Here is a 15851-nt window from a genome sequence, read left to right as displayed (position 1 = left end):
AATGACGAAGATCACGCGGCAGGTGTTCACCGATTACGGCAAGCCGCTTTGCGAGGAAACGATCGACGCTCCCGCGCCAGCCGGCACCGAAGTCCTGATGCGCGTCAGCCATTGCGGTGTGTGCCATTCCGACATTCACCTGCACGACGGCTATTTCGATCTCGGCGGCGGACGCAAGGCGGAGCTTGCAGGCGGACGACCGCTGCCGTTCGCGCTCGGCCATGAAATCGAAGGCGCAGTGGAAGCGCTCGGCCCCGACGCGAAGGGCGTCAACGTGGGCAAGCGCTATGTCGTTTATCCGTGGATCGGCTGCGGGAGATGCGCGACCTGCGAGAGCGGCGACGAGCATCTCTGCGCGAAGCCGCAGCAGATCGGTATCCAGACCCAGGGCGGCTATGCGACCCACGTACTGGTGCCGCATCCGAAATACCTGCTCGAATACGATCCGATCCCGCGCGACCTCGCCGGTACTTATATGTGTTCGGGCGTCACCGCCTATTCGGCGATTGCCAAGCTCGGCGCGCTGGCCGACCGCGGCCCTGCACTCCTCATCGGTCTCGGCGGCGTCGGCATGATGGGCTTTTCGTTCCTGAAAGCCCGCTCGCAGCACAAGCCCATCGTGGTCGAAATCGACCCGAAGAAGCGCGAACATGCGCTTGCGAACGGCGCAGCCGCCGCGTTCGATCCGTCCGACAAGGCGACGCGTAAGGAAATCATGGTGGCTTCCAGCGGCGGCGTGCTCGGCGCGATCGACTTCGTTGGCTCGGATAAATCCGCCGCGCTCGGTTTCGGCGCGCTGGCGAAAGGCGGCAAGCTGGTGGTCGCCGGTTTGATCGGCGGCGAGATGCCGCTTTCCGTGCCGGTGCTCGGCCTGAAAGGCGTTTCGATTGCCGGTAACTACGTCGGCTCGCTCGCGGAGGCGAAGGAAATGCTCGCGCTGGTGCGTGCGGGCAAGGTCGCGCCGATCCCGGTGAAGACGCGGCCGCTTGCGGAGGCGAACGCCGCGCTCGACGACCTGCGCAATGGCCGGACCATCGGCCGGACGGTGCTGACGGCTTAAAGTTTTTCCTGCAACGCGCGGACGAAATTCGATAGCCCGGTGCGGCGTTCGCGTTTCAGCCGCTCGGCATGCAGGATCGCCTGCACTTCCGCGAGGCAGGCGTCGAAATCGTCGTTGACCAGCACGTAGTCGTATTCGGCCCAGTGGCTGATTTCGCCGGAAGCCATCGCCATCCGCTTCTTGATGGTGGCTTCCGAGTCCTGCGCACGCTTCTGCAAGCGGCTATGCAATTCGCGGGCGCTCGGCGGCAGCACGAACACGCTGACCAGATCGTCGCGCGCCTTTTCGCGAAGCTGCTGTGTGCCTTGCCAGTCGATGTCGAAGATCACGTCGCGCCCCGTAGCGAGCGCCTTCGACACTGCTTCCCGCGGCGTGCCGTAGTAGTTGCCGAACACTTCCGCCCATTCCAGCAATTCGCCGCGCTCGCGCATCGCGGTGAACTTCTCCGGCGAGCGGAAGAAATAATGCGTGGCTTCCTTCTCGCCTGGACGGCGGGGCCGCGTCGTCACCGAGATCGACAGTTTCACGTTCTTGTCGAGCTTCAGGAGTGCGCGGGTGAGCGAGGTCTTGCCCGCACCCGCCGGCGACGAGAGCACGAACATCAGCCCGCGCCGCGCCAGCTTTTCGCGGCGCTTCGGGGCCTTGCGTTTCACGGCCTTCTTTTTCTTACTCAAGGTTCTGCACCTGCTCGCGGAACTGATCGACCGCGGTTTTCAGCTCCAGCCCTATCGCGGTCAACGAAACGTCGTTCGATTTCGAACAGAGCGTATTCGACTCGCGGTTGAATTCCTGCGCCAGGAAATCGAGCTTGCGGCCGACCGCGCCGCCGTTCTTCAACAATGTCCGCGCAGCGGAAACATGCGCGCCAAGCCGATCCAGTTCCTCGCGGACGTCGGCTTTTGCCGCGAGCAATGCTGCTTCCTGATGCAGCCGCTCCGGGTCGAGCGTGGAGCTGGCGGCGATCAATTCCTTTACCTGCTCGGCGAGTTTGGCACGGATTGCTTCCACGCTACGCGAGGGCGAGCTTTCCGCCGCCTTCGCGAGTTTCTCGATCTCGGAAACGCGCTCGCCCAAAACCTGTCCGATGATGGCGCCTTCGCGCGCGCGCATGGCGGCAAGCTCGGCGAGCGCCGCCTCGAAGCCGCGCAGCAGTTCTGCGTTCGCAGTGTCGCGCTCGGCTTCGGTTTCCTCGCTCTCCACCACTTCCATCACGCCCTTGATGGCGAGGATGCCGTCGAGGGCCGGAGGCTGCGCGTCGATGAGCTTTGCGATCTGTGCAGCGGTGGCCAGCACTGCGGAGAGCACTTCCTCGTTCACGCGCACGACCGGTGGCTGGCCTTCGCGTGCAATCGTAAGATTGGCGGTAACGCTGCCGCGCGTCAGCGCGCGCGATACGGCGGCGCGAAGTTGCGGCTCCAGCGCATCACGTCCGGGCGGCAGGCGGAAGCGGATGTCGAGGCCCTTGGAATTGACCGATTTCAGTTCCCACGCCCAGCGCGACGCACCGAAGGTGCCGGAGGTGCGGGCAAAGCCGGTCATGCTGGCGAGGGACATTCGTGAACCGCGATTCTTACGAGCCGAAATCGCGGCGACCTTAACGGCGCGGCGCAGGCCTCACAAGCGCGCCGCCTATTGCTTCGGCTCGGCCTTCTTCTCTTTCTTCTTTTTCTGCGGCTCGCCGGACTTCGCGTTCTTCTTCTCTTTGTCTCCCGAAGACTGCTTCGGCTCGCCGGCGGGTGCGGGCGGCGGCGTCTGGCCGGTCTGCGTCTCGCGCTTGTCGCGCTCGATGTCGCGCCAGCGGGCGACGTTGCGCTGGTGCTGCTCGTAGGTCTCGGCGAAGACGTGACCGCCGGTGCCGTCGGCCACGAAGTAGAGATCCTTGGTGCGCGACGGATTGGCGACCGCTTCCAGCGAAGCGCGGCCCGGATTGGCGATCGGTCCGGGCGGCAGGCCGTTGATGGTGTAGGTGTTGTAGGGCGTCGGCGTGTCAATGTCGGAACGCGTGATGGAGCGGCCCAGCGTGCCCTTCCCGCCGACGATGCCGTAGATGATCGTCGGGTCCGATTGCAGCCGCATGTTGCGGTTCAGGCGGTTAACGAACACGGCGGCGACGCGGGTGCGTTCGCTGGCAATCGCGGTTTCCTTCTCGACGATGGACGCGAGTGTGATGAATTCCTGAATATTCTTGACCGGCAGATCCTGTGCGCGGCGGTTCCAGATTTCCTGCACCAGACGCATCTGCGCCTGACTCATGCGCTGGATCAGTTGTTCGCGCGTGGTGCCGCGCGTCACACGATAGGTTTCGGGCAGCAGCGTGCCTTCCGGCGGAATGGTCTGGATCGGGCCGGTCAGCACTTCGGCGTCGTTGATGCGCTGGAGGATCTGCTGGCTGGTCAGCCCTTCCGGGATCGTGACCTGATGCTGGATCGACTTGCCCTCGATGATCGTCTTCAGCACGTCGGCCATGCTGGCGTTCTTCTCGAAGACGTATTCGCCGGCCTTCAGGTCGCCATGCGCGCGCTGCACATAGGCGCCGAGCACGAAAAGGTTGGGCTGCTCGATCACGCCTTCGCGGCGGAGCAGGTCCGCCATGTCGCGCAGGCCGGTCTTCGGCGGGATGTTGACGGTCTTTTCGCGGTCGAGCGGACCCGGCTCGCTGAACTTCACGCTGCCATAATAAAGAGCGCCGCCCGCGAAAATCGCGAGCAGGAACAGCGTCGTGAAGATCGCGTTGCCGATGATGACAATGGGATGCCGCGCGCGGCTCGACGGCGGCGCGGGAACGCGGTCGGCCATCAGCCCGTGCCTCGTGCTGCGTGTGCCGGATTGCGGACGATCGTCATAGTCGTAATCATAGTGATCGTTGTCGTTGTGCCGCCCAGCCATCACGCCCGTCCCGTTAGCCCCGCGCCCACCCTAACGGCGATTGTGGCCGAAGCGGGAAGCCCACGGATTAGTGATTGACGCGCCGGAAGATCAGAGACGCATTGGTCCCGCCGAAACCAAAGGAATTCGAAAGCGCGATGTTGATGTCGCGCTTGCGCGGCGTGTGCGGGACGAGGTCGATCGGAGTTTCGACCGAAGGATTGTCGAGATTAAGGGTCGCGGGCGCGACCTGATCGCGCATCGCAAGCAGGGAGAAAATCGCCTCCACCGAACCCGCCGCACCGAGCAGATGGCCGATGGAAGATTTCGTCGAAGACATCGAAATCTTGGAGGCTGCATTCCCGACCAGACGCTCGACTGCGCCGAGTTCGATGGTATCGGCCATGGTCGAAGTACCATGCGCGTTGATGTAATCGAGATCGGAAGCCGAAATACCCGCGCGCTTCAGCGCCATGGTCATGCAGCGGAACGCGCCTTCGCCATTCTCCGAAGGAGCGGTGATGTGATAGGCGTCGCCGGAGAGGCCATAGCCGATCAGTTCGCCGTAAATCTTCGCGCCGCGCGCTTTCGCGTGCTCGTATTCCTCGAGCACGACCACGCCCGCGCCCTCGCCCATGACGAAACCGTCGCGATCCTTGTCGTAAGGGCGCGACGCCTGCACAGGACGATCGTTGTAAGACGCGCAGAGCGCATGCATCGCGGAGAAACCGGCGAGCGCCATGCGGCCGACCGGAGACTCCGTGCCGCCCGCGACCATCACGTCGGCATCGCCGAGCGCGATCAAACGGCCTGCGTCGCCGATGGCGTGCGCGCCGGTCGAGCACGCGGTGACGACCGAATGGTTCGGTCCCTTCAGCCCGTGCTGGATGGAAACGTAACCGGACGCGAGGTTGATCAGGCGGCCGGGAATAAAGAACGGCGAAACGCGGCGCGGACCTTTTTCCTTCAGGATGATCGCGGTCTCCGCGATGCCTTCGATGCCGCCGATGCCGGAGCCGATCAGGACGCCGGTGCGCTCCTGATCTTCGGTGCTGACGGGCTTCCAGCCCGCGTCTTCAAGCGCCTGCGTCGCCGCGCAGATCGCATAGAGGATAAAGTCATCGACCTTGCGGCTTTCCTTCGGCTCCATCCACTGGTCGCGGTTGAAGGTGCCGTCGGAGCCGTCGCCCTTCGGGATGACGTGCGCGATCTGGCAGCGCAGATCGGACACTTCGAATTCGTCGATCTTCTTCGCGCCGCTCTTGCCTTCGAGCAGGCGCTTCCACGTAGTCTCGACGCCGCAACCGAGCGGCGAGAGCATCCCCAGCCCGGTAACGACGACACGACGCATGGTTCGGGAATCCTTGGCTGAGCCGCCCGAGCGAAACGCGCGCGCGGCCGTCCGGTCAGGAAGCGGTTTAGGACTTCGCGTTCTTCTCGAGGAACTTCACGGCATCGCCGACGGTCGAGATCGTCTCCGCGGCATCGTCCGGAATTTCGCAGCCGAATTCTTCCTCGAACGCCATGACCAGCTCGACGGTGTCGAGACTGTCGGCGCCGAGATCGTCAATGAAGCTCGCCTTCTCGTTGACCTTCTCCGGCTCCACGCCGAGACGTTCCACGACGATCTTTTTTACCCGTTCCGCAATATCGGCCATTGACACACCCTTGGTCGCCCGGAAATCCCGCCCGGCTTGTTCGATTGTTGCCGCGAGAATTCCCCTCGCGGCGGGTCCGGCTTTCTTTGTCCGATTGTCGCGGCGCGCGCCAGCGAAAAATTCCGGGGTTCCCCGGCACCGTTCACCGCGCTTCGCCAACCGGACGCGAAAGCCGCTTGGGTCGTACCATACCCCTTTTCGGTTTGCCAGCGGGCAATCCCGCTACAAGTATTTGATATTCCTTCTCTATTCCGCCCCCACTTACCGCCGGAGCAGTGCTCAGAACATCGCCATGCCGCCGTTCACGTGGAGCGTCGCGCCGGTGACATATCCGGCCTCGTTGGAGGCAAGGTAGACCGCCGCCGCGCCGATATCGTCCGGCGTGCCGAGCTTCCTTGCCGGGACGGCGTCGAGAATCGCTTTCTTCTGCGCCTCGGTCAGCACGTCGGTCATGGGCGTCGCGATGAAGCCGGGTGCGATGCAGTTCGCAGTGACATTCCGGCTCGCCAGTTCCTGCGCCAGCGATTTCATCATCCCGACCATGCCCGCCTTCGCGGCGGCATAGTTGCCCTGCCCGGCGTTGCCGGTCGCACCCACAACGGAAGTGATGCCGATGATGCGGCCGAAACGGCGGCGCATCATGTCGCGCGCGGCAGCGCGTGCCAGCCGGAAGCCCGCGGTGAGGTTCACCGCGATCACCTGATCCCACGCCTCGTCGCTGAGGCGAACGAAGATGTTGTCCTTCGTGATGCCGGCATTGTTCACGAGGATGTCGACCTGCCCCATCGCCTTGTCGGCGGAAGGAACGAGCGCCTCGACCGCGTCCTTGTCGGCGAGATTGCATGGCAGCACATGCACGCGCTCTTTCATTTCCGCCGCGATGGCGTCGAGCGCTTCCTTGCGCGTGCCGGATATCGCGACTTCCGCGCCCTGCGCGTGCAGCGCCTTGGCGATGGCGGTGCCGATACCGCTGGATGCGCCGGTGACGAGCGCCTTCTTGCCGGTGAGATCGAACATTCTCTTCTCCACTATTCCCGTTCTAGCCCAGTTGCGCCGCGAGCGCCCGCTTGACGGCGGGCCGTTCGCCGACGCGCGCGAAATGATCCTTCACCTTGGGAAAACGGTTGCGGTCTACGCCGTCCGCTTCCATCCATTGGGTCAAGGTATAAAGGTATGGATCGGCAATCGTGTAGCGCTCGCCCATGACCCACGGGCCGCGCAGGAAGTGCCGCTCGATCATCTCGAAGCCTTCGCCGACCGATTGCGGCACCTTGCGCTGCATGGCGGCGATCGCCTCCGGCTCGTCGGCCCAGCGATAGCCGCGCATCCTGTGGGCGTGCGAAACGTGCACCGTCGAACACAGGTAGCTGTTGAACGCCTGCACTTCGGCGAAAGCAAACGGATCTTCGAGCGGCGCGAGGTTCGCGGCCGGAAACTCCTGCGCCACGAAAGCGAGAATTGCGGGCACTTCGGTCAGCACGCCGCGTTCGGTTTTCAGCGCGGGCACGCGGGCCTTCGGATTGATCGCCGTATATTCCGGCTTGCGCTGGTCTTCGCTCTTGAAGCTGAGGCGCACGGTTTCGTATTTCGCGCCCGCTTCTTCCAGCGCGATGTGCGGCGCAAGCGCGCCGGTATGCGCCGCGAAGTAATAGGTCCACATATCCGTTATCCGGCAGCCTTGTATGCGGCGACATCATCGGGCGTGCCGACCGGCTGGCCGGAAACTTCCTTCGCGATGCGCTTGAGAAGCCCGGTGAGCACCTTGCCCGATCCGGCCTCGACGATCTTCGTGACGCCGTTCGCGGCGAGATACTGCACGCATTCTCTCCAGCGAACGGTGCCGGTCACCTGCTTCACCAGCAGATCGACGATTTCGTTGGGGTCGCTCACAGCGCTGGCGGTGACGTTCGCCACCACCGGCACCTTCGGCTTGTTGACCTGAACTTTTCCGAGCGCGTCGCGCATCGCGTCCGCCGCCGGCTGCATGAGTGCGCAATGGAAGGGCGCGGATACGGGCAGCATCATCGCGCGCACGCTCTTGCCTTTCGCGATTTCGGCGGCGCGTTCGACCGCCGCCTTGTTGCCGGAGACGACCACCTGCCCGCCGCCATTGTCGTTCGCGACGTCGCAGACTTCGCCCTGTGCCGCTTCGGAAGCCAGTTCGCGCGCCGCGTCGAGTTCGATGCCGAGCAAGGCCGCCATCGCGCCGGTGCCGACCGGCACCGCCTTCTGCATCGCCTGCCCGCGGATGCGGAGCAGCTTCGCGGCATCCGTGATCGAGAACGCGCCCGCCGCCGCCAGCGCCGAATATTCGCCGAGCGAATGACCGGCGACGAATTTCACGTCGCGCGCGAGATCGAGGCCCGCCTCAGCTTCCAGCACTTTCACCACCGCGACCGAAACCGCCATCAGCGCGGGCTGGGCGTTCTCGGTGAGGGTCAGCGTCTCCTGCGGGCCTTCCCACATCACCTGCGAGAGCTTCTGGCCGAGCGCTGCGTCCACCTCGTCGAATACGGCCTTTGCCGCCGGAAAGGCGTCACTGAGCGCCTTGCCCATGCCGACCGCCTGGCTGCCCTGACCCGGAAAAGCGAATGCGAGTGCCATGAAACCCTCGAAAAATGCTGATTTTCCCGGCCCTTGGACACGGCCCCTTCGTTTTAGTCAAGGTAGCCGCAAAGCCTTGCCTATGGCCCGGAATCCCTTATAAACCGCGCCTTCTGCCGGTCCCGGCCGGGAGCTGAATGAAGGGTGGCGTCACGCCATAGGGCCAGTCGGTCCGTCCTTCAGTGTTCCCGCCTCTGAGATTTTTCGAGCCTTCACGAAGGCTCGGAGGGCTCGGCGCCAGACCGGCGCCAACTGATGGAAGGCTTATCCATGCCGCTTTACGAGCATGTCTTTCTCGCGCGTCAGGACGTGACCGCGCAGCAAGTCGAAGAAATGATCGCCCAGTACAAGGGCGTGATCGAAGCCGGTAAAGGCTCGGTCAAGAAGGAAGAATACTGGGGCGTGAAGTCCCTCACCTACCGCATCCGCAAGAACCGCAAGGCGCACATGGCGCTCCTCAACATCGACGCGCCGGCCGCGGCCGTGCACGAGATGGAACGCCAGATGCGCATTTCCGAAGACGTAATCCGCTTCATGACCGTGAAGGTCGAGGAACTGGAAGAAGGTCCGTCGGCGATGATGCAGAAGCGCGACCGCGACGACCGCCGTGGCCGCCGCGACCGTGACGGCGAGGAAGGCGGCAGCGACGACAACGCGCCTGCACGCGACGGCGACTCGAACGAGGGAGCGAACTAATGGCCATGGGTGCTCAGGGCGGCCAGCGCCGTCCGTTCTTCCGCCGCCGCAAGACCTGCCCGTTCTCGGGCGCGAATGCGCCGAAGATTGACTACAAGGACACCAAGCTCCTGCAGCGCTACGTTTCCGAGCGCGGCAAGATCGTCCCGGCCCGCATCAGCGCGGTCTCGACCCTCAAGCAGCGCGAACTCGCCGCCGCCATCAAGCGCGCGCGTTTCCTTGGGCTGCTGCCTTACGTTCTGAAGTAAGAAGATAACTCGACGCCGTGCGGGGTAACGCCCGCGCGGCGATGGTTGGGGCGGAATTCATCCGCCTCTAACCGCCGGAAAGGGCGGGACAGCTGACGATGATACAGGCAATCCTCATTGGCATTGGCGCAGGCGCGGCTTCCGCGCTCCTGTTCGCGTCCGCGCTTACCCGCGGACCGCTGGCGCTGATCCTTGTGCCGCTTTCCATGCTGCCCGTGCTACTCGCCGGCATTGCGTGGAGCCATCGCATCGCGCTGCTCGCTGTCGCCACGGCGGCAACGCTCGCCGGCCTGCTCATTTCCGGCTGGAGCGCGGTCTCCTATGTCGTCGCGTTCGGCGTACCGGCCTATGTCCTCGCCTATCTCGTAATGCTCGGCCGCACCACCGAGCATGGCGCAGAATGGTATCCGCCGGGACGCATCGTGATCTGGGCGGCACTGCTTGCGGCCGGTGCGGGCCTCGCTTTCGTCCTGCTGTTCGGCAGCGACCTAGAAACCTATCGCGGTTCCGTCCGCGCCACCTTGCAACAAAGCCTCAAGGACGCGCCGCCGGAAGCGTTCGCGCAGCAACTGAAACTGCTTGGCCTGAAAAGCACCGACGAACTCTTCAACGTCGTCGCGCTGATCCTGCCGGCGTGGGTCGGACTGTTCGCGTTCACGTTCTACATTCTCAACGCATGGCTCGCGGCGCGCCTCGCCCGCGTTTCCGGAATGTTGCCGCGCCCGTGGCCCGATCTCCGTGCGATGACGTTTCCGCCGATGGCGTCGGTCCTGTTCGTCGTAGGCCTCGCGGTTTCGTATTTCATTCCGGGCCTGCCCGGCCTGATCGCGACCGTGATCGTCGCGATCCTGACCTTCGCCCACTCGCTGCTCGGCTTCGCCGTGCTGCATTCGATCACGCAAGGTGTCGGCGGTCGCACGCCGATCCTTGCGCTCGCATGGATCTCGCTTGCCTTCGGCTGGCCGGTCCTGCTCGCGGCGATGCTCGGCATCGCCGACCAGATTTTCGATTTGCGCGGAAAGGCGGCACGACGCCGCCCGCCCGCGCCGCCTGTCCCCATGAAATAACGACATGAGATAACGAGGAGTATCTGCAATGGAAGTCATCCTACTCGAGCGCGTCGCCAAGCTCGGCCAGATCGGCGACACCGTGAAGGTGAAAGACGGTTTCGCCCGCAATTTCCTGCTGCCGAACGGCAAGGCGCTGCGCGCGACCGAAGCAAACAAGAAGAAGTTCGAGGGCATGAAGGCGCAGATCGAAGCGCAGAACTTAGAGCGCAAGAACGAAGCGGAAGCGGTCGCGAAGAAGCTCGACGGCAAGTCGGTCATCCTCGTCCGTCAGGCCGGCGAAACCGGCCAGCTCTACGGCTCGGTGCAGTCCCGCGACATCGCGGACGCGCTCACCAAGGACGGCTTCACCGTGCAGCGCCGCCAGATCGTGCTGAACTCGCCGATCAAGGTGATCGGCCTGCACACGCTCCCGGTTTCCCTGCATCCGGAAGTCGACGTGAACATCATCGTCAACGTCGCCCGCACCCCGGACGAAGCCGAGCGTCAGGCACGCGGCGAAGACCTCACCGTCACCCGCAGCGACGACGAGGAAGAACGCGCGGAAGCCAAGCTGGCCGCCGAAAAATTCTTCGAGCAGACGCCGGAAGAACTCAAGGCCGGAGAAGAAGCGGCTACGGAAGAAGCGCCCAAGGCGTGATCGCCGCGTAACGGCAGCCTAAAATTTGCTCCAGCCCCGGAACGGCCTCGCCGCTCCGGGGTTTTTATTTTCGGGCCGGGTGCCGTTTTTTTGGATTTGCCTGTCTTTCGTGTTTGCGCTTCAATTTTGCATCCGCGTAAGGCGCGAGACGAACGGACGCCGGGCGCGGAGCCGACGAGGCGTGCCATGTTCGAACGTTTTGTACGGGGCATTTTCTCTTCGATCGTCAAAGAGGGATCGCTGGCCATCGCGATCGCCGACGGAAAGCCTTTTGCCGTAGGCGACGGCACCGGCGAGCCGCTCGCGATCCGTTTCAAAAGCAGGACGGCGCTGCTGCGCTCGATCATCAATCCCGAACTGCGTTTCGGCGAAGCGTTCATGAACGGCGGCTTCGTGATCGAACGCGGCGACATCGCCAAGCTGCTCGACCTGCTGTTGCGCCAGACCAGCATTACCGCGCCGACGCCGACAGCATGGATCTTCGACAAGGGGCGCTTTCTCCTGCGCCGGTTCGAGCAGTTCAATCCGCGCAGGCGGGCGCGGCAGAACGTGCACCACCACTACGATCTGGACGGCAGGCTTTATTCCTTATTCCTCGATGCCGACCGGCAGTATTCCTGCGCCTATTTCGAGACGCCCGGCCAAAGCCTCGACGACGCGCAGCTTGCGAAGAAGCGGCATCTCGCGGCGAAACTGCTGTTCAACCGTCCGGGATTGCGCGCGCTCGACATCGGCTGCGGCTGGGGCGGCATGGCGCTCTATCTCGCGGAGATTGCGGACGCGAAGGTCACGGGTGTCACGCTCTCGGACGAGCAACATGCGGTTGCGCGCCAGCGCGCCGCCGAAAAGCATCTCAACGGGCGCGTCGAGTTCCGTTTGCAGGACTATCGCGACGTGCCGGAAACCTACGACCGTATCGTTTCGGTCGGCATGTTCGAGCATGTCGGCATCGACCACTATAAAGAGTTCTTCCGCAAGGCTGCTTCCCTGCTGAAACCGGATGGCGTCGCGGTGCTTCATTCCATCGGCCGCTCGGACCGCCCGACCGCCACCAGTTCGTGGATCGCGAAATACATCTTCCCCGGCGGCTATATCCCGTCGCTTTCGGAAGTCCTGCCCGCGATCGAGCGCTCCGGCCTGATCGTGACCGACATCGAGATCTTGCGCCTGCACTACGCCGGGACGCTGAAGGCGTGGCGCGAGCGTTTTCTCGCGCACCGCGAGGAAGTGCTGGCACTTTACGACGAGCGGTTCGCGCGAATGTGGGAGTTCTATCTCGCCGTCTCGGAAATGGCGTTCCGCCACCGGCACCTGATGGTATTCCACATCCAGATGGCGCACCGGCAGGACGCGGTGCCGCTGACACGCGGCTATATCGAGGACGCGGAAAACCGCTTCCGCGCGGTAGAACGGAACGTCAAGCGTCCGTTGCGGCTGGCGGGAGAATAATTTTCTCCGCACCCGGCAACCCAATTTCGCCGTCAAGGCATTTCAGACTTCCCTGCGAATCAAAGTAGCGGCTGTGAATTGCTGTGGGCTTCCGATTACCGCTTGCGACAGCGAGCGCGCGTGCTAATCCAATCTTCCTTGCGTGTCGCGTTTGTTGACGACCCAAGACAAAACAGAAAACGCAAACGATGGCACTCGAGAACGCGCTCCGAAAAGCCTTTCCGGAACCCGAAACACCGGAGTACCGGCAAGCGCCGCACAATATCGAGGTCGAGCAGGCGCTGCTCGGCGCGGTCCTCGTCAATAACGAAGCGTTCTACCGGGTTTCCGACTTCCTGGAGCCGAAGCATTTCTTCGAGCCGATCCATCAGCAGATCTTCGAGGTGGCCGCGAGCCTGATCCGCGCCGGCAAGATCGCCTCGCCCGTCACCATCAAGACCTTCATCCCGGCCGAGACCGACATCGCGGGCCTGAACCCGACGCAATATCTCGCGCGCCTCGCCGCGGAAGCGACCACCATCATCAATTCCGGCGATTACGGCCGCACCATCTACGACCTCGCCACGCGCCGCGACCTGATCCAGATCGGTCAGGACATGGTCAACGTCGCCTATGACGCGCCGGTGGAACTTCCGCCCCAGACGCAGATCGAGGATGCCGAGCGGCGGCTCTACGAACTCGCGGAGTCCGGCCAGTACGACGGCGGCTTCATGCGCTTCTCGGAAGCGCTCAAAGACGCGGTCGATCTCGCGGCGCGCGCCTATCAGCGCGAAGGCGGGCTTTCCGGCGTCGCGTCGGGGTTCACCGACCTCGATCAACTGATGGGCGGCCTGCAGCGGAGCGATCTCATCATCATCGCGGGCCGTCCCGCGATGGGGAAAACCGCGCTCGCCACCAACATCGCCTACGCGATTGCCAGCGACTATCAGGGCGAACCGAAAGCGGACGGCTCCATCGAAACCGTGTCGGGCGGCATCGTCGGTTTCTTCTCGCTGGAAATGTCGGCCGAGCAGCTCGCGACCCGTATCATGTCCGAGCAGGCGGAGATCGCCTCGTCGCGCATCCGCCGCGGCGAAATCTCGAAGGAAGAATTCTCCAAGATCGCGGGCGTCGCGCAGCACATGGAATCGGTGCCGCTCTATATCGACGACACCGGCGGCATCTCGATTGCGCAACTGGTCGCGCGCGCGCGGCGGCTCAAGCGACAGCGCGGCCTCGACGTGATGATCGTGGACTACCTGCAACTCCTCACCGGCGCGAAACGCTCCGGCGACAACCGCGTGCAGGAAGTGACCGAGATCACCACCGGCCTGAAGGCGCTCGCGAAAGAACTCAACGTCCCGATCATCGCACTGTCCCAGCTTTCGCGTCAGGTCGAAGCGCGCGACGACAAGCGCCCGCAACTCGCCGACCTTCGCGAGTCCGGCTCGATCGAGCAGGACGCGGACGTGGTGCTGTTCGTGTTCCGCGAGGAATATTACCTCAAGAACAAAGAACCGAAGCCGAACTCGGAAGAATGGTTCAAGTGGGAAACCGAAATGAAGGCCGCCGAGGGCCGCGCCGAAATCATCATCGGCAAGCAGCGCCACGGCCCGACCGGCACGGTGAAGCTCTCCTTCGAGTCGGCCTATACCCGCTTCGGTAATCTTGCCAATGCCGACCGCCTGCCGGAGCGGCGGCCGTAATAATGTAATAATAGTGTGCGGCTTGCAGGCCAGCATGGCCTTGCAGCGAGCGCCCGAACCAGATCACCTGTACGCGCGCAACGGCGGCCAATCGGATATAAGCGCGGCCATGACGACGACCCTCTCCCCTGAGTCCACCGGCCTGCTCACCATCGACCTCGCGGCGCTGGCCGCGAACTGGTCGGCGCTGGCCGAGCGCGCGGGCACCGCGAAGTGCGCAGCGGTGGTGAAGGCCGACGGCTACGGCACCGGGCTGGAACAGGCGGCGCTCGCGCTACAAAAAGCGGGCGCGGATACTTTTTTCGTTGCGACCTTCGACGAGGCGTTGCGGCTGCGCACGCTGATGCCGTCCGTCACCATCTATCTGCTGAACGGCGTGAACCCCGGCACCGCGGAACTGATCTGCGGCATCGACGTGCGGCCCGTGCTCGGTTCGATGGCCGAGATCGAGGAATGGAACGCGCATTGCAAGGAGAACGGCGAGGAAGCACCCGCCGCCATCCACATCGATACCGGCATGAACCGCCACGGCATCTCGCTTGCGGAAGCGGAAGCGCTGGCGCCGAAACTGCCGACCGACGACATCGCGTTCAAACCGTCGCTGCTGATGAGCCACTTCGCCTGCGCGGACGAGCCTTCGCATCCGCTGAACCGGCAGCAGATCGACATGTTCAATGCGATCCGGCCCAAATTTCCCGGCATTCCCGCTTCGCTTTGCAACTCCGCAGGGCTGCTCGCGTTCCCCGAAGCGCATTTCGATCTGGTGCGTCCCGGTATCGCGCTCTATGGCGGACGCGCGCTGGCGGATGGCGAAAATCCGATGCGGCCCGTCGTAAATCTGCAAGCGCGCATCGTTACCGTGCGCGACGCCAAGGCGGGAACCACGGTCGGCTACGGCGCGCAACGCAAACTCGCGCGCGACTCGAAGCTCGCCATCCTCTCCGCCGGTTATGCGGACGGAATCTTTCGCGCAGCCGGTTCCCGCGACGACAAGGACGGCGCGGAAGCGATGGTCGCGGGCGTGCGCTGTCCGCTCGCGGGAAGGATTTCGATGGACTTGCTGGTGGTGGACGTGACCGACGTGCCTGCCGGAAAAGCAAAACGCGGCGACCTCGTCACGCTACTCGGCGACGGCATCGGGGTGGACGATCTCGCCTCGCATTCAGGCACCATCGGCTACGAAGTGCTGACGGCGCTCGGACCGCGCTGGAAGCGGATTTATTCCGAATAATTTTTTTAATACTGGGAGACAATCATGAAAGCCGACGAAGCCGGTGAGATGATGGATGCCGAACGTGCCGACGACAAATTCAAGCAGCGCGCGGCAATCCTGATCGCGGTGCTCGCCATGCTGCTCGCGATCACCGGCCTCGGCGGGCAGAACGCGGCGAAGGAAGCGACCAACAACAACATCTTCGCGTCGAACCTCTATGCGTTCTATCAGGCGAAGAATATCCGCCAGACCAATTTCGCACTCGCCGCCGACAATCTCGAAATCGCGATGGCGAACCCGGCGCTCGCCCCGGAAACCAAGGCGGAGATGCAGAAGAAGATCGACGCCTATCGCAAGAACGTCGCGCGCTACGAAACCGAGCCGGAAACGCAGGAAGGCAAAAAGGAACTGCTCGCGCGCGCGAAGATCCACGAGGAAAAGCGCGAACACGCGCTGAAACAGGATCCTTATTTCGATTACGCGGAAGTATTCCTGCAAATCGCGATCGTGCTGGTTTCGGTCGCTATCGTTTCCGGTCTTGCGTGGCTGGTCTATTTCGGCGCGACGCTCGGCTCGATCGGCACGCTGCTCATGCTCAACGGCTACCTGCTGCTGGTCGAGATACCGTTCCTCGGTTAGCAGCGGGAAACACGCGAATAAAAAAAA

The 15851-nt window shown here is 63.5% G+C and carries 17 protein-coding genes; 9 read left to right on the top strand and 8 right to left on the bottom strand.

Features of this window, described 5'->3' with window-relative positions; genetic code table 11:
• Nucleotide 1: 1 nt before the first annotated feature.
• Nucleotides 2-1060: an alcohol dehydrogenase catalytic domain-containing protein gene (locus tag KF794_04700; GenBank protein QYK45995.1), complete on the top strand. Its 1059-nt coding sequence runs from the start codon at nucleotides 2-4 to the stop codon at nucleotides 1058-1060.
• On the opposite strand, the gene gmk is transcribed toward KF794_04700, so the two are convergent.
• The 8 genes from gmk to fabD all read right to left on the bottom strand — a co-directional run bounded on the left by gmk (nucleotide 1057) and on the right by fabD (nucleotide 8187).
• Nucleotides 1057-1662 (bottom strand): guanylate kinase, encoded by a 606-nt coding sequence (gene gmk / locus KF794_04695; protein QYK46593.1) that lies wholly within the window; start codon nucleotides 1660-1662, stop codon nucleotides 1057-1059. The genes KF794_04700 and gmk overlap by 4 nt on opposite strands.
• 64 nt (nucleotides 1663-1726) lie before the next feature.
• Nucleotides 1727-2614 (bottom strand): YicC family protein, encoded by an 888-nt coding sequence (locus KF794_04690; GenBank protein QYK45994.1) that lies wholly within the window; start codon nucleotides 2612-2614, stop codon nucleotides 1727-1729.
• A gap of 75 nt (nucleotides 2615-2689) precedes the next feature.
• Complete coding sequence (gene mltG, locus KF794_04685; protein QYK46592.1) at nucleotides 2690-3856, bottom strand: endolytic transglycosylase MltG; 1167 nt, start codon at nucleotides 3854-3856, stop codon at nucleotides 2690-2692.
• Between the two features lie 157 nt (nucleotides 3857-4013).
• Entirely contained in the window at nucleotides 4014-5276 is a 1263-nt protein-coding gene (gene fabF, locus KF794_04680; GenBank protein ID QYK45993.1) for a beta-ketoacyl-ACP synthase II, read from the bottom strand.
• 67 nt (nucleotides 5277-5343) lie between these two features.
• Nucleotides 5344-5583 carry an acyl carrier protein gene (locus KF794_04675; protein QYK45992.1) on the bottom strand — a complete coding sequence of 80 codons (240 nt, stop codon included), beginning with the start codon at nucleotides 5581-5583 and terminating at the stop codon, nucleotides 5344-5346.
• 279 nt (nucleotides 5584-5862) lie between these two features.
• Entirely contained in the window at nucleotides 5863-6600 is a 738-nt protein-coding gene (gene fabG / locus KF794_04670; protein ID QYK45991.1) for a 3-oxoacyl-[acyl-carrier-protein] reductase, read from the bottom strand.
• Between the two features lie 22 nt (nucleotides 6601-6622).
• On the bottom strand, nucleotides 6623-7243 hold the full coding sequence (locus KF794_04665; GenBank protein QYK45990.1) for a glutathione S-transferase family protein: 621 nt from the start codon (nucleotides 7241-7243) through the stop codon (nucleotides 6623-6625).
• 5 nt (nucleotides 7244-7248) lie between these two features.
• On the bottom strand, nucleotides 7249-8187 hold the full coding sequence (fabD, locus tag KF794_04660) for an ACP S-malonyltransferase (protein QYK45989.1): 939 nt from the start codon (nucleotides 8185-8187) through the stop codon (nucleotides 7249-7251).
• 270 nt (nucleotides 8188-8457) lie between these two features.
• On the opposite strand from fabD, the gene rpsF reads away from it, so the two are divergent.
• The 8 genes from rpsF (at nucleotide 8458) to KF794_04620 (ending at nucleotide 15824) form a co-directional block, all read left to right on the top strand.
• Nucleotides 8458-8883 (top strand): 30S ribosomal protein S6, encoded by a 426-nt coding sequence (gene rpsF / locus KF794_04655; GenBank protein ID QYK46591.1) that lies wholly within the window; start codon nucleotides 8458-8460, stop codon nucleotides 8881-8883.
• Nucleotides 8883-9131 (top strand): 30S ribosomal protein S18, encoded by a 249-nt coding sequence (gene rpsR / locus KF794_04650; protein QYK45988.1) that lies wholly within the window; start codon nucleotides 8883-8885, stop codon nucleotides 9129-9131. The genes rpsF and rpsR overlap by 1 nt, the downstream gene beginning before the upstream one ends.
• 98 nt (nucleotides 9132-9229) lie before the next feature.
• On the top strand, nucleotides 9230-10198 hold the full coding sequence (locus KF794_04645; protein ID QYK45987.1) for a DUF2232 domain-containing protein: 969 nt from the start codon (nucleotides 9230-9232) through the stop codon (nucleotides 10196-10198).
• A 28-nt stretch (nucleotides 10199-10226) separates the two neighbouring features.
• Entirely contained in the window at nucleotides 10227-10838 is a 612-nt protein-coding gene (rplI, locus tag KF794_04640) for a 50S ribosomal protein L9 (GenBank protein QYK45986.1), read from the top strand.
• A gap of 186 nt (nucleotides 10839-11024) precedes the next feature.
• Nucleotides 11025-12287 (top strand): class I SAM-dependent methyltransferase, encoded by a 1263-nt coding sequence (locus KF794_04635; protein ID QYK45985.1) that lies wholly within the window; start codon nucleotides 11025-11027, stop codon nucleotides 12285-12287.
• Nucleotides 12288-12475: 188 nt separating this feature from the next.
• Nucleotides 12476-13972, top strand: a complete 1497-nt coding sequence (locus KF794_04630; GenBank protein QYK45984.1) for a replicative DNA helicase — start codon at nucleotides 12476-12478, stop codon at nucleotides 13970-13972.
• A gap of 109 nt (nucleotides 13973-14081) precedes the next feature.
• Nucleotides 14082-15203, top strand: a complete 1122-nt coding sequence (alr, locus tag KF794_04625; GenBank protein QYK45983.1) for an alanine racemase — start codon at nucleotides 14082-14084, stop codon at nucleotides 15201-15203.
• Nucleotides 15204-15227: 24 nt separating this feature from the next.
• On the top strand, nucleotides 15228-15824 hold the full coding sequence (locus KF794_04620) for a DUF4337 domain-containing protein (protein ID QYK45982.1): 597 nt from the start codon (nucleotides 15228-15230) through the stop codon (nucleotides 15822-15824).
• The last annotated feature ends 27 nt before the right edge of the window (nucleotides 15825-15851 follow it).

Source organism: Xanthobacteraceae bacterium (genome assembly GCA_019454205.1).
In the GTDB taxonomy this organism is placed as follows: Bacteria; Pseudomonadota; Alphaproteobacteria; order Rhizobiales; family Xanthobacteraceae.
The sequence above is the reverse complement of the archived record's forward strand: the minus strand, read 5'-3'. Positions and strand labels throughout refer to the sequence as shown.

Bases quoted from the DNA above. Each gene is read 5' to 3' on its own strand.
- KF794_04665 (QYK45990.1), bottom strand. From the start codon at position 7,243: ATGTGGACCTATTACTTCGCGGCGCATACCGGCGCGCTTGCGCCGCAC.
- fabD (QYK45989.1), bottom strand. From the start codon at position 8,187: ATGGCACTCGCATTCGCTTTTCCGGGTCAGGGCAGCCAGGCGGTCGGC.
- KF794_04620 (QYK45982.1), top strand. From the start codon at position 15,228: ATGAAAGCCGACGAAGCCGGTGAGATGATGGATGCCGAACGTGCCGAC.
- KF794_04690 (QYK45994.1), bottom strand. From the start codon at position 2,614: ATGTCCCTCGCCAGCATGACCGGCTTTGCCCGCACCTCCGGCACCTTC.
- gmk (QYK46593.1), bottom strand. From the start codon at position 1,662: ATGTTCGTGCTCTCGTCGCCGGCGGGTGCGGGCAAGACCTCGCTCACC.
- KF794_04635 (QYK45985.1), top strand. From the start codon at position 11,025: ATGTTCGAACGTTTTGTACGGGGCATTTTCTCTTCGATCGTCAAAGAG.
- mltG (QYK46592.1), bottom strand. From the start codon at position 3,856: ATGGCCGACCGCGTTCCCGCGCCGCCGTCGAGCCGCGCGCGGCATCCC.
- alr (QYK45983.1), top strand. From the start codon at position 14,082: ATGACGACGACCCTCTCCCCTGAGTCCACCGGCCTGCTCACCATCGAC.
- fabF (QYK45993.1), bottom strand. From the start codon at position 5,276: ATGCGTCGTGTCGTCGTTACCGGGCTGGGGATGCTCTCGCCGCTCGGT.
- rpsF (QYK46591.1), top strand. From the start codon at position 8,458: ATGCCGCTTTACGAGCATGTCTTTCTCGCGCGTCAGGACGTGACCGCG.
- KF794_04630 (QYK45984.1), top strand. From the start codon at position 12,476: ATGGCACTCGAGAACGCGCTCCGAAAAGCCTTTCCGGAACCCGAAACA.
- KF794_04675 (QYK45992.1), bottom strand. From the start codon at position 5,583: ATGGCCGATATTGCGGAACGGGTAAAAAAGATCGTCGTGGAACGTCTC.
- KF794_04700 (QYK45995.1), top strand. From the start codon at position 2: ATGACGAAGATCACGCGGCAGGTGTTCACCGATTACGGCAAGCCGCTT.
- KF794_04645 (QYK45987.1), top strand. From the start codon at position 9,230: ATGATACAGGCAATCCTCATTGGCATTGGCGCAGGCGCGGCTTCCGCG.
- rpsR (QYK45988.1), top strand. From the start codon at position 8,883: ATGGCCATGGGTGCTCAGGGCGGCCAGCGCCGTCCGTTCTTCCGCCGC.
- rplI (QYK45986.1), top strand. From the start codon at position 10,227: ATGGAAGTCATCCTACTCGAGCGCGTCGCCAAGCTCGGCCAGATCGGC.
- fabG (QYK45991.1), bottom strand. From the start codon at position 6,600: ATGTTCGATCTCACCGGCAAGAAGGCGCTCGTCACCGGCGCATCCAGC.